Consider the following 26,935-nt stretch of genomic DNA (forward strand, 5'->3'; position numbering starts at 1 on the left):
GTGACTGAAGAAGTCAAGCGAGTCTATGCGTTCGGCAAGGACGCTCAGGGCAACAACGTGACCGAGGGCAATACCAACATGAAGGCGATCCTCGGCGGCAAGGGCGCGAACCTTGCTGAAATGGCCAACATCGGTCTGCCCGTACCTCCGGGATTCACCATCACGTGCCAGACGTGCATGGAGTACGCCAATGCCGGCAACACCTGGCCCGAAGGCGCGCTCGACACCATCCGCGAGTACCGCGAGGATCTTGAGACCCGCATGGGCAAGAAGATCGGCGATGCCGAGGATCCGCTGCTCGTCTCCGTTCGCTCCGGCGCTCCCATGTCCATGCCGGGCATGATGGACACCGTGCTGAACCTGGGCCTGAACGACCAGTCCATCAACGGCCTGATCAAGCAGACCGAGAACCCGCGCTTCGCATGGGACTCCTACCGTCGCTTCATCCAGATGTTCTCCGGCGTGGTCATGGGCCTGGACGGCGACCTGTTCGAGAACGCCATCACCGCCATGAAGAACCTGCGCGGCGTGGCGTCCGACACCGACCTGACCGCCGAGGACCTGCAGGAGCTCGTGGCCGAGTTCAAGCAGATCTTCGCCGAGAACGTTTCCGCCGAAGCTTATCCGAGCCTCGTGGTGGACGGCGCGATGCAGTTCCCGCAGGACCCCATGGCCCAGTTGCAGCTTGCCATCGAAGCCGTGTTCGGCAGCTGGAACAACCCGCGCGCCACGCTGTACCGCAAGCAGAACAAGATCGCCGACGACCTGGGCACCGCCGTCAACGTGCAGTCCATGGTGTTCGGCAACAAGGGCAACACCTCCGCCACGGGCGTCGCGTTCACGCGCAACCCCGCTAACGGCGACAAGGAATTCTACGGCGACTACCTGGTGAACGCCCAGGGCGAGGACGTGGTGGCGGGCATCCGCAACACGAGCCCCATCGCCGAGCTCAAAGAGGTCGCGGGCCTGGAAGAGGCCGGTCGCGAGCTGGAGGAAGTGTTCGTGACGCTGGAGAACCACTTCCGCGACATGTGCGACATCGAGTTCACCATCGAGCAGGGCAAGCTGTGGATGCTGCAGACCCGCGTGGGCAAGCGCACCGCCGCCGCCGCGCTGCACATCGCCATCGAGATGGAGAAGGAGGGCCTCATCTCGAAGGAGGAGGCCGTCATGCGCGTCGATCCCGACCAGCTCGATCAGCTGCTGCACCCGCAGTTCGACAAGAGCGCCGACTACGACGTGCTGGCTCGCGGCCTGAACGCCTCTCCGGGCGCTGCCGTGGGCGAAGCCGTGTTCTCGGCCGTGGACGCCGTCGAGGTTTCCGAGGCTGGTCGCAAGTGCGTGCTGGTTCGCTGGGAGACCAACCCCGACGACCTGGCCGGCATGATCGCTGCCGAGGGCATCTTGACCTCGCACGGCGGCAAGACCTCTCATGCTGCCGTTATCGCGCGCGGCATGGGCACTCCGTGCGTGTGCGGCGTGGAGGCGCTGCGCATCGATGCCGAGAAGAAGCAGGCTATCGTGGTGGGCACCGACGTCGTCATCAACGAGGGCGACATGATCTCCATCGACGGCACGTCGGGCATCGTGGTGCTGGGCGCTGTCGACCTGGTGCTTCCCGAGCTTACCGGCGACCTGGACACCATCCTGGAGTGGGCTGACGAGTTCCGCACGCTGGGCGTGCGCGCCAATGCCGACAACCCCGAGGACGCCGAGCTGTCCCGCGGTTTCGGTGCTGCGGGCATCGGCCTGTGCCGTACCGAGCACATGTTCCTGGGCGATCGCAAGCAGATCATCCAGACCTTCATCCTGAACGAGGACGAAGCCGTGCGCGAGAAGGCCGTGAACGATCTTCTGGCTGCTCAAACGGGCGACTTCCTGGGCATGTTCGAAGCCATGGACGGGCTGCCGGTTATCGTGCGCCTGCTCGATCCGCCGCTGCACGAGTTCCTGGAAAGCCCGCGCGCCCTTGACGTGGAGATCGCCAAGCTGGAGGCTACCGGCGGCGACAAGGCGACTATCGCCGAGAAGCGCAAGCTCATGGAGCAGATCGACTCGATGAGCGAGGCCAACCCCATGCTGGGCCTGCGCGGCTGCCGTTTGGGCATCGTGTATCCCATCCTGCCGGTCATGCAGGTGCGCGCCATCGCCACGGCATGCGCCGAGCTCAAGAAGCGCGGCCTGGATCCGAAGCCCGAGATCATGATCCCGCTGGTGTCCGTGCTGCCCGAGCTGGAGAAGCTGCGTCGCGTGGCCGAGGAGGCCATCGCCGAGGTTGCCGCCGAGCAGGGCATCGAGCTGGACATCCCCGTGGGCACCATGATCGAGCTGCCGCGCGCTGCCGTTACCGCTGACGAGATCGCCACGCAGGCGGACTTCTTCAGCTTCGGTACGAACGACCTGACCCAGACGACGTTCGGCTTCAGCCGCGACGACGTGGAGGCCGAGTTCGTTCCGCAGTACCTGGCCGAGCGCCTGCTGCCGTACAACCCCTTCGCCACCATCGATCCGGGCGTTGCCAAGCTGGTCGAGATGGGCGTCGAGCTGGGCCACAAGGGCAATCCCGACATCGTGTGCGGCGTATGCGGCGAACACGGCGGCGATCCCGACTCCGTGAAGATGTTCCACAAGATCGGGCTGGACTACGTCAGCTGCTCGCCGTATCGCGTGCCGCTGGCTCGCTTGGCCGCTGGCCAGGCCGCCCTTGCCGAGAAGATGGGCGACGCGCGCGACAAGTAAGCGTCGTCAAATAGCGTGCATGCTCGAAGGACCCGCAGCGAACGTGTTGCGGGTCCTTCTGCGTGGGAGAGGGAGTAGCGCGCGCCTTCTTGGCGGCCTCGCGTTTGGACTCGAGCAATGCGGGGCCTGCTTGGTAAACCCGCGTCCGGGCTCGAGCGTTGCGGAGGGGGATCGCGCCTCGCGCGCCGGGGCCCGGATCCCGGCGGCGGTTGCGGTGACGGGGGAGGGGATTGCGCGCGAGAGACGCCGGGGTGCAAAGAAGAACGGCCCGGATTCCCAGGCCGTTCTTCAAGCAAGATGCATGTAGGCTGTCGGTTGCAAGCCTTGCGATATGCCAGGCGCTACGCCGTCTGAGCAGGAGCGTCCTCGCGACGAGCCATGGCTTGCTCGTAGTCCTTCGTTCCCACGAAGATCTCGTTGGTGTAGGGGTTTCTGCCAAGCTTCTTGCTGCGGTACGCCACGTACCCCAGCGCGGCCACGTTGGCCGCCAGCGCCAGCACCGATACGACGAGGTTCACGTTCGGGTCGTTCACGGACTGCACGGCGAACACGCTGTCGTCCAGGAACAGCGGGAAGCACTGCGCGAACATGCACCAGATGGCCAGCGTGAACGCGCGGTTCTGGATCCAGCCGCCCTTGTTCCACAGCATCGCCGCCACGGTGGGGGCCAGAAGCAGCGCCAGGCCGCAGTACCAGGAGTGCGTGGGCAGGCAGTTGTAGGTGTAGCAGAAGTTCCAGATGTCGTAGGAGATGATGAACACCCAGGTCATGTCAGGCCACAGCATGTCCTGCTTCTTCTTGGACACGTAGATGCCGAACCAACCGGTCATGACGAAGATGTTCAAGATGCCCGCGATGCCGTTGAACACGTTGTGCCAGCCGCCGTAGAGCGTGACGCCCTCGGTGGACACCCACGTGGTGCCCCAGGCGCGAATGGCGCTTTCGAAGTCGCTCACCACGGCGATCAGAATGTTGATGGCCACGATGACGAACGGGAAGCACTTGAACCAATGCGACTTGCCGATCTTTCCCCACTTGTACTTGAGTGCCATGAAGCCGATGCAGCCGATGGTTGCCGCGTACAGCTTCGCGTAGTGGAACCAGCTGTTCATGTACAGATGCGTGGGGTTGTCGAGCGACCACTGAGCGCCTGACATGGCGCCGATGGTGATGGCGATGAAGTACGCCGTCAGCCCTGCGGGCAGGATCAGGAAGCAGAACACGCCTCCCGCCTTGGAACGACGCGCCACTTCGTTGACCAGGATCAGGCAGATGAACACCATCGCCCAGCCGAGCCATTGGTACACGGCGTTCTCGCCGTACACTTGGAACAACATGGAACCCTCCTTCTTTCGGGTATGCTTCGCACAGGTCGCCTTTCGACCTGTTTCTTCCGGTATACGCGCCGCTTGGCGCTATTCGGTATCGTCGGTTTCGGGACGCCCTCTGTCCATGTGGAGCGTTTGCACGATAAGGTCTTTCAGCACTTCGTCGTCAGCGTCGGGGTGCGTTCGCAGGTAGCCCACGATTCCCAAGATAAGGACGTAGAACGTTTCGTAGACGTGGTCGATGCGCACGCGATGGCGCGCGCTGTAGTCCTGCACCGTGGTCTCTACAATGTAGGTGGCTATGCGGTCGGCCACGCGGTTCACGAAGTCGATGTAGAGCGCCGCGTTCTCGCGCGAGGCGAGCGAACGGCGGAAGGCGTCGTGCTCGAACACGCCTAGGCGCATGAGCTTGACCACGCTCGAAAGGGCGTGCTCGATGTCGCCCGTGCGTCGCTGGGCGTTCCAATAATGGGTGGCTTCGATGAAATCGGCAACGTAGTCGTCAAGCACCGCCGACGTCACAGCCTCCTTGTCGGGGAAGTAGTGATAGAACAGCGAGCGCGTTACGCCCACGCGATCCGTAATGTCCTGGACGGACGTTTTGGAGAGCCCGCGCTCTTCGTAGAGCGCCCGAGCGGCTGCCACGATGTCCGCGCGGCGCGTAGCCGACGGCGCGCTTCGTGCCGCCTTGTCGTTCGCGGTGCCCATGGTTCCCTCCTTGCCGACGGTCGTTCTTCGCGCTTGCCTGCTTTCGCTAAGCCGCTTGCAAAGGCGATGGTGTCGATCCCCTGATGAGCGCAGCATACGCCCATCATTGACGGATCGTCAATTAACACTTTTCGCAAAGCGTCAATAAGGCCCGCCTGCGGAAGGAGCCAGCGCGGAAGGCGCGCTGCATGGGAGAGAGCGTCGTGAGCGTGCGAGTTGCATGGTGCGCGCCCTGCACGGAAGGGGCGCTGCATGGGAGAGCGCGCTATGCGGCGTATCGGTTACGCGGAAGGGGCGTCGTACGGCGCGACCGCCGCATTGCCGCAAGCGCCCCGCGTCCCCGCCGCTTTCGTTGACGAAACGATTCCGCTCGTCAACGGCGGGTTTCGCCGCGCTCGCAAAGATGCTAGCATGCGCTCCATAAAGTTCATTAGTGAAACGAAAAAGATACAACAATGAACTAAAGGGAAAAGGAGGGGCCATGGAGGGAAACGAGCCGAGCGAGAAGCGCTCCGAAAAGAGGAAATGGCCGATCGTGGCGGCGGTGGTCGCGATTACGGCGGTTGCCGCGGGAGGGGGCTTTTGGGTGTGGCACGAGCAGCCCGGCTTCTGTAACGCGATCTGCCACGATCCGATGGACGCGTACGTGGAGGGCTACTATCACGACGAAACGCTGCTGGCGAACGCGCACGAGCGAGCGAACGCGACCTGTCTGGAATGCCACGAGGCGAAGATCGATCAACAGGTGGCCGAAGGCGTGGCCTGGGTATCCGGCGATTTCGAAACGGACGAGGCGGGCCGCATCACGCGGACGGGCGTCACCGCCGACAAGGGCATGTGCGCGCAGAGCGGTTGCCATGATTGGGAGAGCGCCGTGGCCGCAACGCAGGATTGGGGAGGCCGGGCGGGCGTGAACCCGCATCGCTCGCATCAGGGGGAGGCCATCGATTGCAGCAACTGCCATGGCGTCCACGAAGCTTCCCAGATGTACTGCAATACCTGCCATGACTACGAAATTCCCGTCGGATGGAACGACGCTTCGAAGCGTTAGGGGCTGGACCGGGAACGCGGTTTCGATTGCCGTTCCCGAAGACCGAGGAGGGTGCGTATGAAGAAGACGGCTGTGGCTGCGGGATGCGCTGCGGCGCTGACGCTGGGCCTTACGGGGTGCGGCGCGGGGTTCGAGGGATCAGGATCGAAAGATGCGGCGAGCGCCGAGCAGCTGGCGCTGCGCACGGACGATCCGTGGGCGGCGCAGGTGACGGTCGATCCTGCGAAAAAGGCTGAAGGAACGCTGCACGACGGCGTGTACACCGGCACGGGCAAGGGCATGGACGGTTTGGTGACGGTGACGCTTTTGGTTCAGGACAACCGCTTGACCTGCATAGAAACAACGCAGGAAGGCGAAACGCAAAGCGTCGGCGGCTTTGAGGCCATCCGCGACGGCAAGTACGCGGCCCTGATCGACGCGGCGCAGGGCGCCGACATCGACGCTGTGAGCGGGGCTACCATCACCACTGCCGGCGTCAAGCAGGCGGTTGAGGACGCCCTTGCGCAAGCGGAAACAGGCGCAGGCGCTGCCGTCTCTGCGGGAAACTAGGGAGGGGATTGCGATGAAGGAGCATAACGGACGCAGCGCGGAGGGAATGTCGCGCCGCGCGTTCCTGACGGGCGCGGCGGCGGTCGTGGGCGGCACGGCGGCTGCGGCGGTCATGCCCGCAGCCGCGGCGCATGCGGTGCCGGCGGGAGTCATCGGCGATTGGGCAGCCGACGGGTCGAAGAACGTTCAGGTTCCCGACAGCGCGGCGACGAACGCCTCGTGGGAGGACGGCACGTATCGCGAGCATAACGCGGCAGCGTTTCCCGCAGACGACGCAACGCCCATTCCGCCGCGCGCGGTGCCGCAGAAGTGGGACTACGAATGCGATATCTGCGTGGTGGGCGCGGGCGGCGGCGGCCTGAACGCGGCGGCGCGCGCAGCCGAGCTGGGCGCGAAGACCATCTGCGTCGAGGCCATGGGATTGCACGGCGGCAACGCACAATCGGCCGGCATGTGCGGGATCTTGGGCGGCTACAGCGGGCAGGACGAGAAGCGCTTCGCCTTCCCGTCCTATCCTTTTGATCCGAAGGCCCTGACCGATTGGGCCATGGACGAGTATCACTATGCGGCCGATCCCAAGCTCATCTACAAGCTTGCCTGCGAGGGCGGCAAGAGTCTGGACTGGATGGCGGACTGCGGCGTGCGGTGGCGCTTGGGCGAGGTTCCCGTGTACGTGGCGCCGAAGAACTCGACGCTCGACCATCACGTGCTCAAGATGAAAGACGCCACGGACGCCATGTTCAGCTACGGGCAGCGCAAGGGCGTCGAGTACAAGTTCCAGTGCCCGGCGGTGGCGCTCGTGCGCGATGCGGGCGGTCGTATCGTGGGCCTGGTGGCCAAGGAGGACTTCGAGCGCGAGGTGTACATCCACGCGTCTCGCGCAGTCATTCTCACGGCGGGCGGTTTCTGCAACAACAAGGCGCTTCTGGAGAAGTACATTCCCACGGCGGCCATGGGCTGCGCGTCAAGCTACCTGGTGGGCGGCGAAACGGGCGAGTGCTTCCGCATGGGGTTGGGCGCGGGTGCCGACGTGTCCGGGTTCAACAGCTCCGCCAGCTTCGACGGCGGCGTGGACTGGCAGGCCGAAGGCGGGCAGTGGGCGCGCTTCCTCTACGACGGCATGACGCAGCTGTCGCGCCAGCCGTGGCTGACCATCGATCGCTGCGGCAACCGTTTGCGCTACCTGGACAGCCGCGTGGCCGAGGACGGCGCGAACGCCATCTACGCCTTGGGCGATCTGGCCACCATCCAGATGACGCCTCCGGGGCATCGCTCCTACATCATCTTCGACGCGAACTACGAGGATCACCTGGCGGGCTTCGCGCAGGAGCATTGCCGCAAGCTCATCACGCCCGACCTTGAGCAGATCGACAAGGTGCCCGAGCACTACCGCGACTGGCACCACGGCGTGCAGGACGCCATCGACGCCGACGTGTTGAAGAAGCGCGACACGTTGGAAGAGCTCGAACGCGATCTGGGGTTGGCCGAAGGCGTTCTGACCGAGGCCGTGGAAAAGTGGAACGCGTGCTGCGAGAAGGGCGAGGACGATTACCTGTACCCGATGCCTCCCGAATGGCTGCACGCCGTCAAGGAGCCGCCGTTCTACGGGTGCCGCATCGGCGGCAACCTGTACGGCACGAAAGCGGGCTTGCTGATCAACGAGGACATGCAGGTTATGGGCACCGATGGGCGGCCCATCGAGGGCCTGTACGCCGGGTGGCACACCGCCGGAGGGGCTTGCGGCGAGAACAGCTACGTGGGCGACCCTATCCTGGGTTCGCTCATGGGCGACGTCGGACTGGCGTTTTGCGGCGGATACCTGTGCGGCACCTCTGCGGTGGAGCACGAGATGACCGGCGCAGGCGCGTAAGGGAGGGGATGCGAGATGAAAGAGCAACTGAAGGGCATGGCCCGTCCGTACGCGATGCTGTTCCTGATGGCGCTGGCCGTGGCAGTTGTCGGGAGGATCGGTCTGGCCGCCATGGACCTGTCCGGCGCGCTAGCTTACGACTACATATCGGCTTCCGGGGTTCCCATCTTGGACGTGGTGTGCTCCATCCTGACGGGATCGGCCTTCATGGCGTTTCTGTTCCTGGCCTCGCTTGCGATGGTGCTGTCCACGGCCGGGGTCGCGTTGCACGGCCTGCTGTTCGCGCGCGGCGTGCCGGGCGCTGGCAAACCGGTGACCGCGTTTCTGTGGGGCTGGGCTACGGCGCTTGCGGCCATCGTGTGCCTGTTCGTCGTGCTTTCGGGAATCCTGTCGGGTGTGCAAGTGCATTCCATGAGCTCGAAGCTGCCGGCGCTGCCGGTGCTGGTAGCCGCGCTCGTCGTGTGGGCTGCGTTCATCGGCACGCTGCTCGGCACCGCGTCGATGGTGGTATGCGCGTGCCTGGCGCGTGCTCGGAACGAGAAGCGCGCAGGTTGGAACCTTGTGGCGGCCACGGCGGGCTGCGGCTTTGCGGTCATGGTGCTGACGGTGGGCACGTTTTCCGCCATCAACGCGGCGAGCATCAACGTGGGCGTCGTGGGAATGTGGCTTGCTGCCGACGTCGTGGTGAACCTGGGAATGCTGTTCGGCGCGTCCGCGCTGCTGAAGAAGACGTGCGCGTAGGCGGGCGCTGCGACGCCGGCGGGCTCCGGCGTCTTACTCGAGAGGTTGCAGGAGGCCGAGCGCTGCTTTGCGCTCGGCCTCCTTGCGCGCTTGCATGTCGGCGATGACGACGCGCCAGGCGCGGGCGAGCGCGCGACGCTGATGGTCGTCGAGGCGGCTCCACAGCTGCGTGCGCGCAAGGAGGTCGATGGTGCGCACGATGATCTTCTGCTGGCGCAGGCCCTGAGGCGTAGCGGCCGCGAACACGGCTTTGCGGTCGTGCGGGCTTGCCAGCCGTTGCGCCCATGCATGCCCGACAAGTCCGTCTACCGCCCGCGCGACGGCTACGGGCGTCATCTGCAGCTGCGTGGCAAGGTCGCCGATGCGCAAGGGCTCGTTCACCTCGCCAAGGCGCTGCAGCACGCGACATTCGCTGAGCGACGCGCCGCATGCGGTGCGCAGGGCGTCTTCCATCCCGCGTTTCACCAGTTCAAGCGATACGAGTGCGCGCGATGCAGCGTAGCGCGACGACGCATCGCCGCCCAGCGGCGGGTCGATGCTCGCGCCGGCGGCTATGGACGCTTCAAGGATGGCGCGGTGAACCGCATCCTCGGTTGGAAACAGCGCGTACAGGCGCTCCACGATGGCCTCGTTCGCTTCGGCCACATGGCGAACGCCCGCCTCGGTGATGCGCGCGGTGCGCACGCGCGCATCGGCCTTGCCGCCGCTTCGCGTGGCAAAACCGGCGTCTACGAGCACGTTCATAGCTTGGGTCACCACGTTGGGCTTGAGCGCGAGCAGCTTGCCGAGGCTCGACTGGGTTGCGCCCGTCGTCCGGGCGGCCAAAAGCTTCACGAGCACGCGGTACTGGGTCACGCTGAGGTCGCTTGCTTGCGCCAGGCCGCTTTTGAGCGCGCGATGAGTAAGGTCGAAAGCGACGAAGAACGTCGAATCGAGCTTCAGATCGTCTTCGTCGTGCGCGCCCGCGGCGGTGGCCATGCTGCTCCCCGTTCGTTGTAATTGTTTCAGTAGTGAAACAATAGTAGCCCTTCTCGGGGTTGCATGGCAGGATGACGGCTCGGTCGCGCAAACTCTCCACGCGCCGCCGCTCGCCGCTCGACCGTCGGCTTTCGTGCCGTCGGTCCCCGCTTCCTGCCACCGCGCTTGCGTGCCGCATGCGCGCACGCCATACTCATGCTGTCGCAGTGGCGCTTGATGCGCTGGAATGCTGATCAGACGGCGTCCCAACGCCGGAACCGGCATTCGCAAGCGATTCGTCCGAACTCGAAGAAGGAGCGAGGGAATGGCTGGAAGATCGATCATGCCGGGTGCGCGCCGCATCGCGACGGGAATCCTGGCGGCGACGCTCGTGCTCGCGCTCTGCCCGCTGCAGGCGATCGCGGCTGAGGGGGGCACCGTCGTGCACAAGAAGTCGGGCATGGACATGTCGTACACGATCGTGCGCGACGCGGGTGCCGCGCAAGGTGCGGTCGTGCTGGCCGGACTGCCGGAGGGAGCTGCGGGCATCGTCGCGGTCCCCGCCTCCATCATGGTGATGAAGGCGTGGGAGGATCCCGCCACCTACGCGGTGGAGGGCATCGCGGCGGGCGCCTTCAGCGGCGCGGCGGCCGCATCGGGCGCGGTGGATCGCATCGACATCGAGGGCGTCGTGGATGTGGACCCCGCCGCGTTCGCAGGACTCGCGGACACGACGACGTTCACCGTGCGCAATGCGGAGATGGTCGAACGGCTTGCGGCCGCGGGCATCGCGAAGGAGCGCATAGCCTGCGCGCCGCTGCTCACGAAGTACGTGGCGTTCGGCGACAGCATCGCCGCCGGCTACGCGCTGTCCGAATACGATAACAGCGACCAGTGCTACGATCAGGAACCCACGCCCTCCGACGCGTTCGTGTCGCTGGTGGGCGCGCACTTCGCCGACGCGTTCGGCCCGTCGGTGACGGACAACCTGGCTGCCTCGGGCTGGACGAGCACGCAGCTGCTCGACGCGCTGCAGGCGGGCGCCTACGACGCGGCGCTTGCCGATGCGACCGCGGTGAGCGTGACTATCGGCTCGAACGACCTGCTGGGGCGGTTCATCGAGATCATCGCCGAGGCGCTCGAGCCCATCAGCGATCTAAGCGATGCGGATGTAGCGCAGATAGAGGCGGCGATCGCCGACGAAGGTGCGGCGGGTCCGGACGCAGCCGCGCTGGCGGTGGACACGGGCGACGCGCTCGTTTCGGAAGCGGGCGACGCGCTCGTCGCCGTGCGCCCCGACCCTGTCAAAGAGCTGCTCGAGAAGGTGTCGGCCGCCATCGAGCGCATCAACGCGGCCCTTGTCGCCGACCCTGAGCTGCTCGCCGCCTGCGAGACGTTCGCGACGACGAACCAGCCGGCCATCTTGGATGCCGTCCATGCCCGCGCGCCGCGCGCCCAGGTGTATTGGACCACGTTGTACAACCCGTTCTACGGCCAGGTGCTCGACGTGCGCACGCTGTTCTCCAAGCTGGCCGCGCATGTGGATCCCGACCTGCTCCTGTCCATTGACCTCGGCAGCGCTGGCGCGCGCTACATCGAGATCATGAACGAGGCGTTCGTCCGGAACACGGAAGGCTACGCCGTCGTGAACCTGTACGAGCCGTTCAACAATCCCGGCTTGACGAACGTCTCCATCGGGCGCGCCGCCGACGGCTCGATCTCGTTCAACGTCGACCCGCATCCGAACCATGACGGCCATGCGCTCATCGCCGAGCTGGTGAACGGGGTCGTTGATGCGACCTACGCGCCGGGTGCGCCCGATCCCGCTCCGGTCGTACCCGATCCTGCGCCGATCGTGCCCGTTCCCGCGCCGACCGAGCCCGTGCCCGCTCCCCAGCGCCTCGCGTCCACGGGCGACGGGGCTCCGGGAGCCCTCGCTGTCGTTGCATGCCTTATGGCGACCGGTGCTCTAGGAGCGTGCGCGGCGCGCCGCAAGCGCGAAGGATACCGTCGATGAGCAGGCCGGCGACCGCTGCGGACACCGCCCGCGCAGTGCTGCGCCGCGTTCGCGACGCGCTCACGCCCGACCGCCTGCTGGCGGCGCTGTGCCTGGTCGTGGCGCTGGGCATGGCGGCGCCGTGGGCGCGGGTCCCCGTGGCGGAGCTTATCGGGCGCGAGGTGTCCTACTCAGTGCCCGATCTGCTGGCGGTGGGGCAGCTGACGGTCGAGCGCGCCCAGTCGCTCGAGGATCTGCTCGAGCAAGCGCGCGGCATCGCCGAACGTGCGGCGGGTATCGTCGACCGGGCCCAGGATGCGGCGGAGCGCGCCCAGGATGCGGTCGAGCGCGTGTCGACCGCGTTGGACGAGAGGGGGTAGGGCCGTGGACATCGAACTTATCCGAACGCTGCTCACAATTGCCCAGGTGCTCTGGATCGTCATGGCGTTGCTGCTGGTCGCAGCCGCTGTTGCCCTGCTCGTGCGCGCGAGGGCGCGCTACGGGCTGCTGATCGCCTCCTGCTCGTGCGCGGCGGCGTTCTCGCTCGCCTGGATCGTCCTCGTGCGCGCGGCCGATTCGTTCGCCCTCGGCACCGTGATGGACATGCTGGGGCCGTGGGTCGTGCTTGCGGTTCCCCGCGTGGTGGAGCCGGGCATCTGGCCGTGGATCGTCCTCGCGTGCTCCCTTGCGGGCATCGCGTTCGGCGTCCTGGGAGTCCGCCGAACGCGCGCGCAGCTGGGGCCGCGCATCTAGCGTTGCGCGAGGGCGCCGTCGACGAGCTTGCTCCGCGCGGTTAGCTCTTTGCGCGCCAGCGGCCGATGGTTTTCGCGATCTCGGTCTGCACGACCGAAAGGAGGGCGAAGCCGCCGACGAGCGCCCACTGCCATGCGTTCATGGAAGTGCCGCCGAATGCCTCGATGACGGGCGGCACCAGCAGCACGATCATCATGAGGGCGAAGCTTGCGCCCACAGCCCAGGCAAGCTGCGGGTTGCGCGTTTCGCCGCGGTCCCAAACGGGGTCGGTGGTGGAGCGCTGGTTGAGCGCGCGCAGCACCTGCGAGAAGGCCAGCGTGCCGAAGGCCATGGTGCAGCCGAGCGCGTCCCCTTCCGCTTCGCGGCCGATAGCGAACGCGGTCAAGGCCAAGACGGCGATGAACACGCCCTGGAACCCCACGCGGCGCGCGAGCTTTGCGTCGAGCAGGTTGTTCGCGCGCATGGGCGGGTGCTCCATGATGTGGCGGCTGGCAGGCTCTACGCCCAGGGCCAGCGCCGGAAGCGACGCCGTTGCCAGGTTCACCCACAGGATCATGACGGCGGTCAGCGGGGCGTTCCAGTTGAGGGCAAGCGCCGTCAGCAGCACGATGATCTGGGCGACGTTGTCGGCGACCAGAAACGCTACCACCTTCTGGATGTTGCGGAACACGCGACGGCCCTCGCGCACCGCGTAGACGATGGTGGTGAAGCGGTCGTCCATGAGGATCATGTCCGAAGCGTCCTTGGCCACGTCGGTTCCGGTGATGCCCATGGCAACGCCGATGTCGGCGGCCTTGAGCGCGGGAGCGTCGTTCACGCCGTCGCCCGTCATGGCGGTGACCTCGCCGCCATGCTGAAGCGCGCGCACGATGCGCAGCTTGTGCAAAGGCGACACGCGGGCGAATATCGAAGCGTGCTTGACGGCTTCGTCAAGGGCCTCGTCGTCCATGCGGTCGAGCTCCTCGCCCGTAACCACGAGGTCTCCCGGCCGATGGATGCCCAGGTCGCGCCCGATGGCGCGTGCCGTGGCGGCGTGGTCTCCCGTGATCATGACGGTGCGCACGCCTGCGGTTCGGCATGTTTCGACCGCGTGCCGAACGTCCGGTCGGGGCGGATCCATCATGCCCACGATGCCGATCAGCACCAGGTCGCGTTCGATGTCGTCGTCTTCGTCCGGCGCGCCCGCAAGCGCGCGGGTTGCGAAGGCCAGCACCCGCAACGCCTCGTCGGAGAGCGTTTGGGCCAGCGCGAGGGCATGCTCGCGGTCTTCGTCGGTAAGGGGACGGGGGCCGTCCTGGTCAAGCAGGTAGGCGCAACGCGGCAGCATCGAATCGAGCGCGCCCTTCACGGACACGACGGCCTGTCCCTCGCGGTCGTTCACCGTGGACATGCGCTTGCGGTCGGAATCGAAGGGGCGTTCGGCAAGGCGCGGGTACGCGGCGCGCAGCTCTCCCGGATCGATGCCGCCGTCGCGCGCGAGCAGGAGCAGCGCGCCTTCGGTGGGGTCTCCGATCACCGTGTCGCCGACGGCTTCCGATTCCGCAGGGGAGAGCACCGCGTCGTTGCAGAGCACGGCGGTGAACGCAAGGTGCTCGAAGAGGCGGGCGTGCTTCTCGCGTGCTTGCTCGGGGTCGAGCTGGCGTTTTCGAGCAAGGTCGGGCCCAAGGGCCACGCGCACCACGTTCATGCGGTTCTCGGTGAGCGTGCCGGTCTTGTCCGTGCAGATGACGGTGGCGCCGCCCAGCGTTTCAACGGCGGGCAAACGCCTGACCAGGGCTTCGTGCTGCGCCATGCGCTGAACTCCCAGCGCCATGGTCACGGTTGCCGTGGCAGGCAGGCTTTCCGGTATCACCGATATGGCCAGCGACACGGCCAGCAGCAACAGGGGAGCGAGCGGTCGCCCGTAAGCTAGGCCGATGGCGATCACGGCCAGCGCGGCTACCACGCCCACGATGGTGAGGCCCTTGCCGAAGGAGGCGAGCTTGCGCTTGATGGGCGTGTCCAGGCCGTCGCTTTCCTCGAGCATGCCGGCGATGCGCCCCACTTCGGTGTTCATGCCGGTCGCCACCACCACGCCTTCGCCGCGCCCCGCCGTGACGATGGCCGTGGCGAAGGCCATGTTGGCGCGATCTCCCAAGGGGGCTCCGGGAAGCGCTTCGGATGCGGCGTTCTTGTCCGTCGGCACCGATTCCCCGGTTAAGGCAGCCTCTTGCATGCGCAGTCCCGCCGTGCTGGTCAGCCTCAGGTCGGCCGGGGCCATGCTGCCGTCCCCGAGCAGCACGAGGTCTCCGGGCACCAGGTCGCGCGCAGGCACGACGGTCTCGATGCCGCCGCGCATGACGCGGGCTTCCGGCGCGCTCAGGCTGCGCAGCGCCTCCAGCGACGATTGCGCTTTCTGCTCCTGCACGATGCCGATGACGGCGTTGACCACCACGATGGCCGCGATGATTCCGGCTTTGACCCATTCCTGCAACAGGGCGGAAAGCGCGGCTGCGGTCAAGAGGATGAGGATCATGGGGTCCGACAGCTGCTCGCGCACCATGTTCGCCAACGTGCGCGGAGGCTTGGCGTTGAGCTCGTTCGGGCCGAATTCGGCCAACCGGTCATGCGCCGTGGAGGGCGACAGGCCGTCGGGGAAGGTGTCGAGCTCCTTGATGGCCTGTTCGCGCGACATGGCGTGCCAGGCGTGCTGCGCGACGTTTTGACGTTCCTCGGCGTTCTTGGGCGCGCGGATGCGAGCGGCGCTGTGCTGCTCGCGGCGCTTCGGTGGTTGATGGTTGCTCATAGGACCCCTTCGTCGTGGCGGTTGCGGTTCGCGGCCGTCGGGAATCGTTCGGCGGTGTTTCGTTCACCATAATCGGGCAAGCTCGTTGCTCGCCGAACCGTCATCTGCCGGTAGCCGAACCATTACCATCCTCGAACAAGGGGCATGATCGTCTTTTCGCAACGGTCAGTGCGCTACAATGACGAATCCGGTGAATTCTTGCCAAGGAGCTTTGCTCGGCTGCCGTATGCCGGTTGTCGCTCAAGCGCCATGCTCCTTGGTAGATAAACTATGCAAATACTAGACAGTATCCAATAAATCACATAGTCTGATATATATCTTGCCGATCATGCTTGCTAGGGGGCGCAATGCACGGAATGGACGAAGCTTGCCGCTATCTTCGCGCGTCGCATGCGCTGCGCGAGGCGCTGGACATCCCTCGCGGCGCTTCGCTTGCCGCGATTCCTTTGGGAAACGGGGAGCATAATGCGAATTTCGCCTTCGACCACCCGGTGACGGGCGCGCGCTACGTGCTGCGCATGAACTATGCGAGCCAGTTGGGCTTGCGGGAGCAGGCGTCGTACGAGCACGGCGCTCTGCGCGCCCTTGCCGTATCCGGCCGCACGCCGAGCGCGGTCTACGTCGATGAGACCCGAAGCGTCGTGGACAGGGGCGTTCAGGTCATCGGGTTCTGCGCGGGGCGCCTGCTCGATCTCGAGCGCGACGACGATCTTTCGAAGGCAGCGAAAAGCCTGGCCGACATTCACAGCGTTGCCGTTCCCGACGAATGCACGCTGATCAGGCCGAGAAACCCGTTGGCGGAGATCAGGGATGAGAGCCTGCGCATGTACCGGGTTTACGCCGGGTCGAGGTTCGTCGATGCGCACGTGGCGCGCGAGATCGAGGACCTTCTTGCAACGTGCGATCGCGTGGTGGAAGCGCACGAGGGCGACCCGATGCGCTCGCACATCGTGAACACCGAGTGCATCGCGGCCCATTTCCTGATTCCCGAAGCGGGCAACTTCGCCTACGTGGTCGACTGGGAAAAGCCGATCGTGGGCGACGCCGCGCAGGACGTGGCGTTCTTCGTGGCTCCCACCACGACGTTCTGGGACAGCGATATCGTGTTCGACGATGCGCGCCGCGATCTGTTCGTGCGCGCTTACATCGATTCCGTGGATGGGCGCTTCCCGACGGAGGGGTTCGTCGAGCGGTTCTTCGCTTACCTTACCCTCACGTGCTTGCGGGGCGTTACCTGGTGCGCTATGGCGCAGGTTGAATACCACGATCCCAACCGGCCTTTGAAGAACGACAAGACGTTTCGCAAGATTCAAGCGTATCTGTCGGACGGCTTCTTCGCGCAGTTGAAACGCCAAGCGTTTTTGAAGCGGTCCGCGTAAGAGCGCTGCACGATGCGCGCCGCTGAGCGATCTGGTTCGCACATATACTAGCTATGATCTACTATTAGATATATACTACTAGTGTACGGTTGATGAATCTCATGATCGTATCATGATGGCACAAGGGGAAGGAATCGGTATGGACAAGGTTGCGCAGCAGATGTACTCTCGCCGTCGTTTCTTGGCGTTGGGAGCGACGGCGGGGTTGACGATCGCGTGCGGCGGGGCGCTCGCGGGATGCTCGGGCGCTTCGGGCGGGGGATCCGACGCGGGCGCCGCCGCAGCTTCGATCGACTACGCTGATTGGAACGCGGTCCTGGAAGAAGCGAAGGGCCAGACGGTTTCCTGGTACGGATGGGGCGGCAGCGAGCCTCGCAACACGTGGATCGAGAAGGTTCTAACGCCGCGGCTGAAAGAGCGGTACGATATCACGCTCGACCTGGTCGGCATGGACATCAACGACATCCTCACGCAGCTTTCGGGCGAGATGCAGGCAGGCGTGAGCGAGGGGACCATCGACTTCATCTGGATCAACGGCGAGAACTTCTACTCCACGAAGAAGAACGGGTACCTGTGGGGCCCGTTCTGCGAGTACCTTCCCAATTTCAACGAGTACTGCGACAAAGACGCTGCCGACAACGCGTACGACTTCGGCAGCCCTACCGAAGGGTTCGAGGCTCCGTACGCCAAAGCGCAGATGCATCTGTGGATCGATTCGGCTTCCCATCCGAACCCGCCGAGGACCCTGCAGGAATTCACGGCGTTTTGCAAAGAGAACCCCGGCAAGGTGACGTATCCTCAGCCGGGCGATTTTACGGGAACGGGATTCATCGAGTGCCTGATTGCGGGCGTCGTCGGCAAAGACGAGTTCGAAAAGCTCTCGCGCATGACCGACCCGACGACCGAAGAAGTGAAGGCCATCGTCGATCCCGGACTGGAATACCTGCGCTCGCTCAACCCGTACTTGTGGAACCAGGGCGCAACGTTCCCGGCGGATTCCGCAACGGTCCGGTCCATGTTCGCCGACGGCGAGCTGGTTTTGGGCATGGGCTACGGAAGCCCCCAGTCCGACGTCGACAACGGGGCCCTTCCGAAGACCGTCAAGCCGTTTCTGCTGGACACGGGAACCGTGGGCAACACGAACTTCATGGCCATTGCGCAAAACGCTCCCCACAAGGCGGCGGCATTGGTGGCCATCAACGAGGTCATGAGCCCGCAGATGCAGCTCGACCAGTACAAGGAGCTGGGAAACATCAGCGTGCTCGACATGGAGAAGCTGCCGGCTGAAGATCGGGCGGCCTTCGAGGGAATCGAGCTGAAGGGCAGCGAGCTTGCGTTGGACGAGCTGCTGGGCGCGCGCGTTGCCGAGGCCGCAGGTCCGGTGGTTCCCCTTATCGAGCAGCTGTGGCTCGACGAGGTTGTAGGGAAGTAGTCGTCATGCCGCTGTCCCGTACCATAAGAAGACGGTTGGTTCCGTACGTGCTTGCGCTTCCCGCGGCCGTGCTGCTCGCCGTCTTCTTTTACGGGGTGGCGAACGGGGTGCTGCAGGGGTTCGGGATCATGCCGTTTCTCGGTCGCACGGATTTCACCTTGGATTACTACGTGCAGGTGTTCGCTCGGTCGGACTTGAAGGACTCCGTTTCGTACAGCCTGTACCTAGCGGCGGTGTCCTCGGTGCTGGCCGTCGTGGGCGGCGTGGCTTTGGCCGGGTTCATGACGAGAGCCAGATCAGGCCGGTTCGTTCGGCTGGTCGGCATTCGCCTGCCGCTGATGGTCATGCACGCTCTGGTTGCCTTGGCGGTGATCTGCCTGTTCGCGGGCTCGGGCCTCGTTCCGCGGCTCATGTGCTGGCTCGGCCTGGCTCAAGATCCGGGATCCGTCGTTTCGGTGGTGGGCGCTTCGTCGGGCTGGGGGATCATCGCGGTGTACCTGTGGAAGGAAGTGCCTTTCGTCGCGTTTTGCACGGCTTCCATCATGATGAACATAAGCTCGTCGCTCGGCGAGGCGTCGTCTACGCTGGGCGCGGGGCCGTTGCGATCGTTTTTCGAGGTGACCCTGCCCTTGTGCAAAGGTGCGGTGGCGAAGGCGTTTTTGGTGGTGTTCGCATTCGCGTTCGGATCCTACGAGGTTCCGTTCTTGCTCGGGCCGACGCTTCCCAAGGCGCTTCCGGTGCTCGCCTACATAGAGTTCCAAGATCCCGACATCCTCAATCGCTGCTACGCGATGGCGTTGAACGGCGTGATGGCTCTGATCTGCACGGTGCTCGCCGTCGCGTACTTCGCCATCGTGCAACGCGAGCGGAAGGAGCGGTGAGCATGGCGTCTATCGGCACGCCGAAGCCAAGCAAGCGAGCTTACGCAGCGCGGCAGGGCAGGTTGTCCAAGGTGTTCGTCGCCATGCACGCGGCGATCGTCTTGCTGCCCATCGCGGTGGTGGCCCTGTGGGCCTTCGCCGACAGCTGGGCCTGGCCCCACCTGCTGCCGCAATCGTTTTCCCTAAGAGGCGTGGAGCTGGTTTTGTCGGAGGGCCGCGACACGGGGCTTTCGATGATGGTCCAAAGCGTGCTCATCGCCTTGGCCGCGGCAGTGCTGACCACGCTCGTCGCAGCGTTGGCGGCGCGCGCCGTCAGCTGCTACGAATGGGCGGGGCGCAAGGCGTTCAGTTTCGGGCTCGTCACGCCGTTTCTCATACCGACGACGGTGTTCGCCATGGGCGTGCAGGTGCTGTTCATCAAGGCGGGCATCGCGCGAACGGTTCCGGGGGTGGTTTTGGCCCACGCCATCGTTGCGCTGCCGTATTCCGCCGTCATCATGATGGATATGACCGACGCGGTGGGCACGCGGCTCGAGGACGCGGCCAAAGCGCTGGGGGCGTCTCCGTTGAAGGCGGTGCGGCATGTGACCCTTCCGGCCTTGCTTCCGGGTATCGTGTCGTCGCTGTCCATGGCGTACATCATGTCGTTTTCCCAGTACTTCCTCACGTTGCTGATCGGCGGCGGCGCGGTGAGGACGCTTGCCGTGGTAATGTTTCCCTACCTTTCGGGAGGCGATCGAACCATTGCCGCGGCGTACGGGCTTGTGTTCATCGCTTCGACGTTCGCCGTGTTTCTTTTCTTCGAATGGCTGATGAGGCGGTTCGGTATGCGCGAGGACGGCGAGCTGTACGGGTGATAAGGCAACGGGCTACAGGAGGTCTGCATGCACCTTTCTCTTGATGGAATCGGGCTTTCCCTGGGAGGCAAGTCGATACTGGACGACGTTTCCTTCTCGGTTTCCAACGGGGAGTTCGTGTCGCTTCTGGGGGAGTCGGGCGCAGGGAAATCGACTATTCTGAAGATCGTCTCGGGGCTGATGCCCCAGGATTGCGGAACGGTTTCCTTCGACGGCGAAATCGTTGACGACCTGCCCTCGTATAAACGCCGCGCAGCTATCGTGTTCCAGGATATTCGCCTGTTTCCCAACATGAGCGTGCGCGACAACGTGGCGTTCGCGCTGAGGATGCAGGGGGCGTCCAAGCCTCAGCGCCACCGCGAGGCTGAAGAGCTTTTGCGGGCGGTTCGCTTGGAGGGCATGGGCGACCGGCGGACGAACCAGCTTTCGGGCGGGCAGCAGCAGCGTGTGGCGTTGGCCCGCGCCCTGGCGGGCAAGCCTCGGGTGCTTTTGCTGGACGAGCCGTTCAGCGGCCTTGACGAGCAGCTGCGCGACGAAATGCGCGCGCTTGTCCTGGAGCTTCATCGGCGCTTCGACATGACCTCGGTCATGGTGACGCACGATGCGCAGGAGGCGCTGGTCATGAGCGATCGGGTGATCTACGTGAGCGAGGGCCGGGTGCTGCAAGACGCTCCTCCTTCGGAGGTCTTGCTGGCGCCCGCGAACGAGACGGTGGAGGGGTGCTTCAGGGGATCGTCGGCCATCGAAGGAACGGTGTCCGACGGCACGTTTCGCGCGGGAAGGCTCGCGATTCCCGCGCCGGATGTTTCGGACGGTGCGGCCGTGCTGGTGTGCGTTGCCGGATGCGCGCCCTTCGTGCATGCCGTGATGAAGGATTGATCCGCGCCGCTCGCTCGAGGGAAGGCGTCCCCCTTACAACCCCAGGCGCGCCAAGGCTCTTTCCCATGAGAGGAAAGCGTTTTCCTTGAATGCCTCCGGATCGATTATTCGCGGAACGCCGATGGACGCTCGAGGCGCGGTTGCCCGTGCGCTCTCGAGGTAGCCGACGGAGAGGAACGCGGCGTTGAGCGACACGTCTTGCCGCTGCTGGTCGAAGAGGTCCGGTTGGGCCAGATAGGCGGCGGCCACAAGGTCCCAGCAGGTGAAGCCGTCCAGCCTGTACGCGTTCTCCATGGTGGAGAACCAAGGGTCGCACGTGCGCGCGATCCACGAGTCGCCGCCGAATCGCGCCAGGAAGTCGTTGCGGGAAAAGGTCGCCGGCAGGCAGTTCTGCGACGTGGCGATGCTGACCGGCGTCGGCGACGACAGCACCTCGAGCGTTGCCTGGGGGTCGCAGGAGAGGTTGAGCTCGTTCATGGTGCGTCCGTTGATGACCAGACTTTCCGTGACTCCTCCCATGAGCACCGTTTCGCGCAGGTTTCCGAAAAAGCCGGGGTCGATGCGCGCGGCCCCTTTCAGGTTCGTCAGCGATCCCAGCGCTAGAACGCTCAATGCGCCCCGGTCGTCCGCCGCCGCTTGCGCAAGGAAGCGCGATGCTTCGCTTGTTTCGTCGAGGGGGTTCGCGCAGCCTTTCAGAATGGGCACGTCAAGCCCCCATTCCGCGAAGATGCGCGTCGTGTTTTCGTGCACGACGTCGATGGACGAGTTCCCGTACGCAGTGCATGCGGCTTCGACCCGGACCGCATCGGGGTTGCCGAGCAGGTAGAGGAGGGCAAGGCCGTCGTCGACGTCGCATCGGGGCACCCCCATGGTGTTGTCGAAGTCGACGATGACGCGTTTCGGCGTTAGTGCGCTCATGATGTTCCTCTCTGGCAGCACGTGCGGCTTGGGCATGAAGAGCATTGTGAAATACTAGATCATATCTTATACTTGCAACAGTCTATAGTAAAGGGGCGGGGCTGCGACGGTGTTCGCAGCCCTTGCTGCTCGGACGTCGCGCGGCTTGCCGCGGGAGGCGATTCGGGCGCAGACCGTGGGGGGCGGATCTCGATGGGCGATATCGTGTTCGATCGGTTGGAGCGCGCGTTTTCGGCGTGCTCGGGTTGCGGGGCCTGCGTCGACCGCTGCGAGGTTCTGAGCGATGCCGGGATCTCGTCGTTGCGGGATCTGATCGAGCCGTTCAGAGGGGAGCCGTCCCTTGACGCGGTGCACAGCGTGCCGGAGCTTGCGCTTGCGGTCAGGCGCTGCTGCATGTGCGGTTCCTGCACGTGCTCCTGCCCGACGGACGTCGACGCCCGCAGCGTTCTTGCGAGCTTGCGCGAAGTGCTCGCCCGCGTTGGCGCGACCACCATGGAGGGGTTCGAGTCTACGCAGGTCGACAAGGAATGGCATATCTTTTCGGTGTACCGGGCCGTTCACGGCATAGGCTACGCGGACCTTCCCTCTTGGGAAAGCGCGCGCGAGCTGGGATCGGACACCTTGTTCTTTCCCGGCTGCACGCTGGCGAGCTACGCGCCCGAGCTGACGCGGGAGGTGTTCTCGTTTTTGCAGGATCGGGGCATGAATCCCGTGATCTCTACCGATTGCTGCGGAAGCCCCCTCAAGTCCGGGGGGCTGGGAGAGCGCGTCCGAGCTTACAAGAGCGATATGGTGCGCCGTGCGCGCGAGGCCGGTATCGCGAAGGTCGTGTTCGCGTGTCCGGGCTGCCGCGACGAGTTTTCCGAAACGGAAGAATCGGAGGGCATGGAGTTCGTCGCCCTTCCTCGGCTTTTGGCCGATGCTGGCGTGAAGATAGGCAAGGACCGCGTGCTTGCTGCGGCGGGTTCGTCGACGGGCGCGATGGCGCGCGCGGCTGTGTTCGACTCCTGCCACGACCGCGACGGCGCGTTCGGGGGTCCGCTTCGCTCCCTGTTCGAGGAAGGCGCGCTTTGCGAGCTTCCCCATTGCGGTCAACGCGCCCTTTGCTGCGGCGCGGGCGGCGCCGTTTCCCTTGTCGACCCCGACCTGTGCGCGCGGCGGGCGCACCGCATCCTCGACGACGAGGCTTCGAGCGTCGGCGCGGCCGTGCTGGTTTCGAACTGTCCCACGTGCTCCTACACGTTTGCGGCGCAGCTGCGCGCCGACGAGCGGGCGGGCGCGGCCGATGCGCCCGTGCGGTCCCTCAACTACCTGGAGCTTGCGTTCGAGAACGGGTTCGATTGGGATTTGGCGTTCTACCAGCTTGAAACCATGTGGTCGGGGGAATACGGCGCGTGGGTCTGCCAGCAGCTTCTCGGTTAGCGCGCGAGGCTTGTGGTGCGCTACAATGCTGCAACCGAAGAAAGGACCTTTCATGAGCCAGCCCCTCCGTCTTGACCGATTGCCGCGCACCGTCGAGCTCGAACGCGACGGCGACGGTCGCGCGTGCTTCGCGTACGTGGACCAGCGCCTGCTGCCGGGCGAGCTTTCCATAGTCCGCACGCATGATTGGCGTGCCGCCGTGCGGGCTATCGAGACGCTTGCGGTGCGCGGCGCGCCGGCTATCGGCGTAGCGGGGGCGGCCGCGGTGGCTGCGTGGGCATGCAACGAAGGAGCATCGGAGGCCGCGTCGCATGGATGCGCCGAGCAAGGTCCGCGCTTCTGGGAGCTGCTCGAGTCGGTTGCCGAGCGGATTGCGGGCGCTCGGCCCACGGCGGTCAACCTTGCCTGGGGCGTCGAGCGCGTCGCGGCTCTTGCGCGCGAGGCGCTGCGGGAGGGCGCGCTTCCGTCCGAGGTCGCCGAGACCCTGTTCGGCGAAGCGAAGCGCATGGAAGTCGAGGACGAGGCGGCGAACCGGGCCATCGGCGCGCACGGGGCATCCCTGCTTCCTGCGGGCGCGCGGGTGCTCACCCACTGCAACGCCGGCAGCTTGGCGACCGTGTTCTACGGCACGGCGCTCGGCGTGGTGTACGCGGCGGCCGAGCGCGGCGGGATCGAGCGGGTGTACGCGGACGAGACCAGGCCGGTGGGGCAGGGCGCGCGACTGAGCGTTTGGGAGCTTTCCCGCGCGGGCGTTCCCACCACGCTCATCTGCGACGGCATGGCGGCAAGCCTCATGGCGAAGGGCCAGGTGGACGCCGTTGTCGTTGGGGCCGATCGCATCGCCGCCAACGGCGATGTGGCCAACAAGATAGGCACGTACGGCGTTGCCGTGCTGGCCGCCGAGCACAACGTTCCCTTCTACGTGGCGGCTCCTACTTCCACCATCGATTTCTCCATTTCGGACGGTTCGCTCGTCCCCATCGAGGAGCGCGATCCGTCCGAAGTGCTGCCTTGCCCCATCGACGGCGTAGACGTGTGGAACCCGGCGTTCGACGTGACGCCCGCGCGCTACGTTTCCCGCATCGTCACCGAGCGAGGCGTCTTCTTGCCGCACGAGCTGTCGGACTAGGCGACAAGGCGGGGCAGGGGCCGCCAGCTTGCCTCCTGCTTCGCTTCAAGCCCGCTTCAAGTCCTGTCTCGTCGTTTCGTTTCCCCTGATGAAACGGCGCTGCATCTGGTACAATGCCGTTCAGGACGTCGGTTGCAAGGAGGATTCCATGCATGTCATCCATCGCGAAGACCAAGAGCAGCGAGAACACGAGACGCTTTCCGCAGATGCGGCGTTCGCCGATCAGAGCGAAGGCCGGGATCGCTCGGCCGAGCCGGACGTTCTGCGCACCGATTACCAGCGCGACCGCGACAAGATCCTGCACACGAAGGCGTTTCGCCGGCTCTCGCATAAAACCCAGGTGTTCCTGGCGGCGGAGGGCGATCATTTTCGGACGCGCCTCACGCATACGCTCGAAGTGGCTCAGATCGCGCGGACCATCGCGCGTTCCCTGGGCTTGAACGAAGACCTTACCGAGGCCATCTCGCTCGGGCACGACCTGGGGCACACGCCGTTCGGGCATACGGGAGAGTCGGCCTTGGCGCGCTGCCTTGCCCGCCACAAGGGCATCGATCCGACGTCTTCTCAGGCAGCGGCGCTGTACCGGCACAACGAGCAGAGCCTGCGCGTGGTCGAGCGCATCGAAAACGGCGGGAAGGGCTTGAACCTCACGGCCGAGGTGCGCGACGGCATCCTCAACCACACGGGCGATCTGCGGGCTGAAACGCTGGAGGGCCGCATCGTCGGCACGGCGGATCGGATCGCCTACGTGAACCACGACATCGACGACGCTATTCGCGCGGGCGTCCTTTCCGAGTCCGACCTGCCCGCCGCCACGCACGCCGTTTTAGGGTCCGACCACTCTACGCGCATAGAGACCCTTGTGCGCGACATGGTGGAGACCTCCGCCGCGGTCGACGACATTCGCATGAGCAGCACGGTATGGGACGCGATGATGGAGCTGCGGGAGTTTTTGTTCGAGCGCGTGTACACCGCGCCGACCGTCACGGTCGAGGTGGAGAAGGCGACGCACCTTATCGAGGACTTGTTCGATTACTACGTCGATCACGTGGAAGAGGTGCCGCGCGAGTACCGCGACATTCCCGAAAGCGACGACCTGCGCGCCGTGGCCGATTACGTGGCCGGCATGACCGACCGCTACGCCAAGAACCTCTACCAGCAGCTTTTCATTCCGCATTCCCTGCATTTTTGATGCGCAGCGCGTTGGTACGCGGTTTGCTGCTCGCCCTGCGCGGCCGTTTCGCGCTGATGCGTTCACGCTGGCGGATTGTCGCCCGAAACGTACGCTTTTCTCTTCGATTCCGTACGTTTCGGGCGACAATCCGTTGCGTTCGCTGCAAATCGGGCTTCCTGGCGGCAAGCTGACGGCAAGCGAGATTCCCCCATTGCGCATCTGCACAAAACTTGTATAATCGGGACGCTATGCTTACCGGGGATCACATAAAACAGTCGTTTCAAGCGGCGTTGCCCATCATGTTGGGTTACGTTGCCATCGGCATTCCCTGCGGCATCCTGTGCGACTCCATCGGACTGAACGCCTTGCAGGTGTTCTTGCTCTCGGCGCTGTTCTATTCCGGTGCGGGCCAGTTCATGATTCCCAATATGTGGCTGGCGGCTTCGCCCGTCGCATCCATCATCGCGAGCGTTTCTTTGGTCAACACGCGCCAGATGCTCTACTCGGCGGCGTTCGCGCCGGCGTGCCGCGGCGTGAAGAAGCGCCTGTCGTTTCTGTTCGCGGCTACCGTGACCGACGAAAGCTACGGGGTGAACGTGTCGAAGTTCGCCGAGGGGGAGTGGTCGGTCGGCCGCGCCACCATGGTGAACCTGTTCTCCCAAAGCTCTTGGGCGCTTTCGAACGTGGTGGGCGTGCTCGTGGGCAACGCCATCGGCATTCCGCTGGCCATTGCGGCGTTCGCCATGACCTCCATCTTCATCTGCCTGCTGGTCACCCAGAAGGTGTCGGCCGCTAACGTGATAGCCGCGGGCGTGGCCGTGCTGGGCGTGTTCGCGTGCAAGGCTGCGGGCTTCGGCGGTCCGGCGATCCTCGTGGGGTCGCTTGCGGGCGTTGCTGCGGCGCTGCTGTTCACGTGGGCAAGGGGGCGCGGATAATGGAAGCCATGGGATGGGGCGACTTCTTCGTCGTGTTCGCGTGCTGCGCGGTGACCATGCTGATATGTCGCGTGGTTCCCCTGTTCGTGCTCAAGGGGCGCAACCTGCCCGAAAACGTCGAGCGCGCGCTTGGGTTCATACCGCCGGCGGCGTTTGCCGCATTGGTGGCGAACGACCTGCTCACGCCCGGGATGTTCGACGCGGGCCTCTGGCCTGCCGCCGCTCCTTTGGTTGCCGCGCTGGTGGTTGCGCTGGTGGCATGGAAGACCAAGTCTCTTCTGTGGTGCGCCGTATCGGGCGTCGCCGCGTACGCGGTGCTCATGCTTTTCTAGGCGGGGTTTGGAGGTAGGCAAGTTTTTCCGAATAAGGCAAGGAATTGCCTTGCAAGCAGAAGCACATCGAGGTATACTGTCCAATCGTGTCTTTATGAGACAACACGAACGAGTTTTCAC

23 protein-coding genes are annotated in these 26,935 nt (G+C 65.0%); 18 read left to right on the forward strand and 5 right to left on the reverse strand.

The genetic code is table 11. The features are described from left to right. Positions 1–2,739 carry a pyruvate, phosphate dikinase gene (ppdK, locus tag ACTQZK_RS00950; protein ID WP_114565808.1) on the forward strand — a complete coding sequence of 913 codons (2,739 nt, stop codon included), beginning with the start codon at positions 1–3 and terminating at the stop codon, positions 2,737–2,739. Between the two features lie 341 nt (positions 2,740–3,080). Here ppdK and ACTQZK_RS00955 read toward each other — a convergent pair whose 3' ends face one another. Both ACTQZK_RS00955 and ACTQZK_RS00960 read right to left on the reverse strand, forming a co-directional pair. Then, positions 3,081–4,076 (reverse strand): DUF5692 family protein, encoded by a 996-nt coding sequence (locus ACTQZK_RS00955; RefSeq protein WP_441898006.1) that lies wholly within the window; start codon positions 4,074–4,076, stop codon positions 3,081–3,083. Between the two features lie 78 nt (positions 4,077–4,154). Continuing rightward, the gene (locus ACTQZK_RS00960) at positions 4,155–4,775 is read right to left on the reverse strand and encodes a TetR/AcrR family transcriptional regulator (protein WP_114565805.1); all 621 of its coding nucleotides are present in this window, start codon (positions 4,773–4,775) and stop codon (positions 4,155–4,157) included. A gap of 481 nt (positions 4,776–5,256) precedes the next feature. Here ACTQZK_RS00960 and ACTQZK_RS00965 point away from each other — a divergent pair, with 481 nt between their 5' ends. From ACTQZK_RS00965 to ACTQZK_RS00980, 4 genes are read left to right on the forward strand one after another with little or no spacing between them, the layout of a single operon-like run. Further along, entirely contained in the window at positions 5,257–5,826 is a 570-nt protein-coding gene (locus ACTQZK_RS00965) for a cytochrome c3 family protein (protein WP_441898008.1), read from the forward strand. A gap of 57 nt (positions 5,827–5,883) precedes the next feature. After that, a complete protein-coding gene (locus ACTQZK_RS00970) occupies positions 5,884–6,375 on the forward strand; it encodes an FMN-binding protein (RefSeq protein WP_216528591.1) in 492 nt (163 codons plus the stop codon). Positions 6,376–6,388: 13 nt separating this feature from the next. Continuing rightward, a complete protein-coding gene (locus tag ACTQZK_RS00975; RefSeq protein WP_114565801.1) occupies positions 6,389–8,245 on the forward strand; it encodes an FAD-dependent oxidoreductase in 1,857 nt (618 codons plus the stop codon). A 15-nt stretch (positions 8,246–8,260) separates the two neighbouring features. Further along, positions 8,261–8,986, forward strand: a complete 726-nt coding sequence (locus ACTQZK_RS00980) for a hypothetical protein (protein WP_441898011.1) — start codon at positions 8,261–8,263, stop codon at positions 8,984–8,986. A 33-nt stretch (positions 8,987–9,019) separates the two neighbouring features. Here the strand turns inward: ACTQZK_RS00980 and ACTQZK_RS00985 are convergent, their stop codons facing one another. Beyond that, positions 9,020–9,964, reverse strand: coding sequence for a MarR family winged helix-turn-helix transcriptional regulator (locus ACTQZK_RS00985; RefSeq protein WP_114565799.1), 945 nt, complete (start codon positions 9,962–9,964; stop codon positions 9,020–9,022). Positions 9,965–10,268: 304 nt separating this feature from the next. Here ACTQZK_RS00985 and ACTQZK_RS00990 point away from each other — a divergent pair, with 304 nt between their 5' ends. Genes ACTQZK_RS00990 through ACTQZK_RS01000 form a run of 3 tightly spaced genes read left to right on the forward strand, consistent with a single transcriptional unit; the run spans position 10,269 to position 12,692 of the window. Then, entirely contained in the window at positions 10,269–11,960 is a 1,692-nt protein-coding gene (locus ACTQZK_RS00990) for an SGNH/GDSL hydrolase family protein (RefSeq protein WP_441898013.1), read from the forward strand. Continuing rightward, a complete protein-coding gene (locus tag ACTQZK_RS00995; protein WP_216528587.1) occupies positions 11,957–12,319 on the forward strand; it encodes a hypothetical protein in 363 nt (120 codons plus the stop codon). Before ACTQZK_RS00990 ends, ACTQZK_RS00995 begins: the two co-directional genes overlap by 4 nt. Before the next feature lie 4 nt (positions 12,320–12,323). Next, complete coding sequence (locus ACTQZK_RS01000) at positions 12,324–12,692, forward strand: hypothetical protein (protein WP_441898015.1); 369 nt, start codon at positions 12,324–12,326, stop codon at positions 12,690–12,692. 40 nt (positions 12,693–12,732) lie between these two features. On the opposite strand, the gene ACTQZK_RS01005 is transcribed toward ACTQZK_RS01000, so the two are convergent. Then, entirely contained in the window at positions 12,733–15,477 is a 2,745-nt protein-coding gene (locus tag ACTQZK_RS01005) for a cation-translocating P-type ATPase (protein ID WP_441898017.1), read from the reverse strand. A 347-nt stretch (positions 15,478–15,824) separates the two neighbouring features. Here ACTQZK_RS01005 and ACTQZK_RS01010 point away from each other — a divergent pair, with 347 nt between their 5' ends. From ACTQZK_RS01010 to ACTQZK_RS01030, 5 genes are all read left to right on the forward strand, one after another. Continuing rightward, complete coding sequence (locus tag ACTQZK_RS01010; RefSeq protein ID WP_441898019.1) at positions 15,825–16,856, forward strand: phosphotransferase family protein; 1,032 nt, start codon at positions 15,825–15,827, stop codon at positions 16,854–16,856. Between the two features lie 139 nt (positions 16,857–16,995). Next, a complete protein-coding gene (locus ACTQZK_RS01015) occupies positions 16,996–18,288 on the forward strand; it encodes an ABC transporter substrate-binding protein (RefSeq protein ID WP_216528585.1) in 1,293 nt (430 codons plus the stop codon). 5 nt (positions 18,289–18,293) lie between these two features. After that, the gene (locus ACTQZK_RS01020; RefSeq protein ID WP_441898022.1) at positions 18,294–19,169 is read left to right on the forward strand and encodes an ABC transporter permease; all 876 of its coding nucleotides are present in this window, start codon (positions 18,294–18,296) and stop codon (positions 19,167–19,169) included. A gap of 2 nt (positions 19,170–19,171) precedes the next feature. After that, complete coding sequence (locus ACTQZK_RS01025; RefSeq protein WP_441898024.1) at positions 19,172–20,026, forward strand: ABC transporter permease; 855 nt, start codon at positions 19,172–19,174, stop codon at positions 20,024–20,026. Between the two features lie 27 nt (positions 20,027–20,053). After that, on the forward strand, positions 20,054–20,905 hold the full coding sequence (locus ACTQZK_RS01030; protein ID WP_441898026.1) for an ABC transporter ATP-binding protein: 852 nt from the start codon (positions 20,054–20,056) through the stop codon (positions 20,903–20,905). Positions 20,906–20,938: 33 nt separating this feature from the next. Here ACTQZK_RS01030 and ACTQZK_RS01035 read toward each other — a convergent pair whose 3' ends face one another. Further along, on the reverse strand, positions 20,939–21,823 hold the full coding sequence (locus ACTQZK_RS01035; protein ID WP_441898027.1) for a nucleoside hydrolase: 885 nt from the start codon (positions 21,821–21,823) through the stop codon (positions 20,939–20,941). A 192-nt stretch (positions 21,824–22,015) separates the two neighbouring features. Here ACTQZK_RS01035 and ACTQZK_RS01040 point away from each other — a divergent pair, with 192 nt between their 5' ends. The 5 genes from ACTQZK_RS01040 (at position 22,016) to ACTQZK_RS01060 (ending at position 26,815) form a co-directional block, all read left to right on the forward strand. Beyond that, positions 22,016–23,245: a (Fe-S)-binding protein gene (locus ACTQZK_RS01040; protein WP_441898029.1), complete on the forward strand. Its 1,230-nt coding sequence runs from the start codon at positions 22,016–22,018 to the stop codon at positions 23,243–23,245. Between the two features lie 52 nt (positions 23,246–23,297). After that, positions 23,298–24,374: an S-methyl-5-thioribose-1-phosphate isomerase gene (mtnA, locus tag ACTQZK_RS01045; protein WP_441898031.1), complete on the forward strand. Its 1,077-nt coding sequence runs from the start codon at positions 23,298–23,300 to the stop codon at positions 24,372–24,374. 148 nt (positions 24,375–24,522) lie between these two features. After that, positions 24,523–25,566: a deoxyguanosinetriphosphate triphosphohydrolase gene (locus ACTQZK_RS01050; protein WP_114565787.1), complete on the forward strand. Its 1,044-nt coding sequence runs from the start codon at positions 24,523–24,525 to the stop codon at positions 25,564–25,566. A 230-nt stretch (positions 25,567–25,796) separates the two neighbouring features. Further along, positions 25,797–26,483, forward strand: coding sequence for an AzlC family ABC transporter permease (locus ACTQZK_RS01055; protein ID WP_441898033.1), 687 nt, complete (start codon positions 25,797–25,799; stop codon positions 26,481–26,483). After that, positions 26,483–26,815 carry an AzlD domain-containing protein gene (locus ACTQZK_RS01060; RefSeq protein WP_114565785.1) on the forward strand — a complete coding sequence of 111 codons (333 nt, stop codon included), beginning with the start codon at positions 26,483–26,485 and terminating at the stop codon, positions 26,813–26,815. The genes ACTQZK_RS01055 and ACTQZK_RS01060 overlap by 1 nt, the downstream gene beginning before the upstream one ends. Positions 26,816–26,935 lie beyond the last annotated feature (120 nt).

Source organism: Paraeggerthella sp. LCP19S3_G8 (genome assembly GCF_052119225.1).
Lineage (GTDB): Bacteria > Actinomycetota > Coriobacteriia > Coriobacteriales > Eggerthellaceae > Paraeggerthella > Paraeggerthella hominis.

Coding starts and splice junctions, on each gene's coding strand:
- ACTQZK_RS00955 (WP_441898006.1), bottom strand. CDS start 4,076: ATGTTGTTCCAAGTGTACGGCGAGAACGCCGTGTACCAATGGCTCGGC.
- ACTQZK_RS00960 (WP_114565805.1), bottom strand. CDS start 4,775: ATGGGCACCGCGAACGACAAGGCGGCACGAAGCGCGCCGTCGGCTACG.
- ACTQZK_RS00965 (WP_441898008.1), top strand. CDS start 5,257: ATGGAGGGAAACGAGCCGAGCGAGAAGCGCTCCGAAAAGAGGAAATGG.
- ACTQZK_RS00970 (WP_216528591.1), top strand. CDS start 5,884: ATGAAGAAGACGGCTGTGGCTGCGGGATGCGCTGCGGCGCTGACGCTG.
- ACTQZK_RS00975 (WP_114565801.1), top strand. CDS start 6,389: ATGAAGGAGCATAACGGACGCAGCGCGGAGGGAATGTCGCGCCGCGCG.
- ACTQZK_RS00980 (WP_441898011.1), top strand. CDS start 8,261: ATGAAAGAGCAACTGAAGGGCATGGCCCGTCCGTACGCGATGCTGTTC.
- ACTQZK_RS00985 (WP_114565799.1), bottom strand. CDS start 9,964: ATGGCCACCGCCGCGGGCGCGCACGACGAAGACGATCTGAAGCTCGAT.
- ACTQZK_RS00990 (WP_441898013.1), top strand. CDS start 10,269: ATGGCTGGAAGATCGATCATGCCGGGTGCGCGCCGCATCGCGACGGGA.
- ACTQZK_RS00995 (WP_216528587.1), top strand. CDS start 11,957: ATGAGCAGGCCGGCGACCGCTGCGGACACCGCCCGCGCAGTGCTGCGC.
- ACTQZK_RS01005 (WP_441898017.1), bottom strand. CDS start 15,477: ATGAGCAACCATCAACCACCGAAGCGCCGCGAGCAGCACAGCGCCGCT.
- ACTQZK_RS01010 (WP_441898019.1), top strand. CDS start 15,825: ATGCACGGAATGGACGAAGCTTGCCGCTATCTTCGCGCGTCGCATGCG.
- ACTQZK_RS01015 (WP_216528585.1), top strand. CDS start 16,996: ATGGACAAGGTTGCGCAGCAGATGTACTCTCGCCGTCGTTTCTTGGCG.
- ACTQZK_RS01020 (WP_441898022.1), top strand. CDS start 18,294: ATGCCGCTGTCCCGTACCATAAGAAGACGGTTGGTTCCGTACGTGCTT.
- ACTQZK_RS01025 (WP_441898024.1), top strand. CDS start 19,172: ATGGCGTCTATCGGCACGCCGAAGCCAAGCAAGCGAGCTTACGCAGCG.
- ACTQZK_RS01030 (WP_441898026.1), top strand. CDS start 20,054: ATGCACCTTTCTCTTGATGGAATCGGGCTTTCCCTGGGAGGCAAGTCG.
- ACTQZK_RS01035 (WP_441898027.1), bottom strand. CDS start 21,823: ATGAGCGCACTAACGCCGAAACGCGTCATCGTCGACTTCGACAACACC.
- ACTQZK_RS01040 (WP_441898029.1), top strand. CDS start 22,016: ATGGGCGATATCGTGTTCGATCGGTTGGAGCGCGCGTTTTCGGCGTGC.
- mtnA (WP_441898031.1), top strand. CDS start 23,298: ATGAGCCAGCCCCTCCGTCTTGACCGATTGCCGCGCACCGTCGAGCTC.
- ACTQZK_RS01050 (WP_114565787.1), top strand. CDS start 24,523: ATGCATGTCATCCATCGCGAAGACCAAGAGCAGCGAGAACACGAGACG.
- ACTQZK_RS01055 (WP_441898033.1), top strand. CDS start 25,797: ATGCTTACCGGGGATCACATAAAACAGTCGTTTCAAGCGGCGTTGCCC.
- ACTQZK_RS01060 (WP_114565785.1), top strand. CDS start 26,483: ATGGAAGCCATGGGATGGGGCGACTTCTTCGTCGTGTTCGCGTGCTGC.